Source organism: Catenovulum agarivorans DS-2 (assembly GCF_000568405.1).
Taxonomy (GTDB): domain Bacteria; phylum Pseudomonadota; class Gammaproteobacteria; order Enterobacterales; family Alteromonadaceae; genus Catenovulum; species Catenovulum agarivorans_A.
Genome location: NZ_ARZY01000101.1, coordinates 1 through 847 on the forward strand (window position 1 = coordinate 1; position 847 = coordinate 847).

The following is an 847-nucleotide window of genomic DNA, read 5'->3' on the forward strand; positions in this document are numbered from 1 at the left end:
CATTCGACCAAAAACAATGAATCATATAAGGATTGGGCATGGATAAGTTAATTGAAACCTTTTGCGATGTCGATGATTTCTGCAAGCAATTTATTGAGCAATGGCATAAAACATTACTAGAATCAGGAGAAAGAAAACGTCGTAGAGCCTGTAATTTAAGCCCTGCGGAGATTATGACTATTCTTATCCACTTCCATCAGTCACGCTTTCGAGACTTTAAAAGTTATTACCTGTTGTATGTACAAAAGCAACTTACGTCATGTTTTCCAAAGCTACTAAGTTACACTCGCTTTTTGGGTATGACTTCAAGCGTGGTGGTGCCAATGTCTGCATATTTAACGTCTAAGTTTGCAAAACCAACAGGTATTCAATTTGTCGATTCAACCAAAATTGAAGTATGCCATATCATGCGAGCTCCTAGAAATCGTGTATTTGAAGGATATGCAAAACATGGGAAAGGCACAATGGGTTGGTCATATGGCTTCAAACTACACATTATAATCAACCACTTAGGTGAAATTGTGTCTTTAAAATTAACAGAGGGAAATGTTGATGACAGAGCCCCTCTTCCAGATATGACCAATAATGTGTTTGGCAAACTATATGGCGACAAAGGTTACATAAGTAAAGCGCTGGCAGGTGAATTATTTGATAAGGGAATAGAGTTGATTACTACAATTCGCAAAAATATGAAAAAGAAATTCATTTCACTGTGGGATAGAGCTCTGTTGAAAAGACGATTTATTATTGAAACAGTGAATGACCAACTCAAAAATATTTCTTACATCGAACACTCCAGACACCGCAGTATACATGGCTTCATGCTAAACCTACTTGGCGGATTAAT

Annotated in this window: 1 protein-coding gene; it reads left to right on the forward strand. The window is 37.1% G+C overall.

Annotated features, from left to right (window positions below):
• Positions 1–38 precede the first annotated feature (38 nt).
• Positions 39–847, forward strand: an 809-nt coding sequence (locus tag DS2_RS19375; protein ID WP_035016738.1) for an IS982 family transposase, incomplete at its 3' end; no start/stop codon positions are given.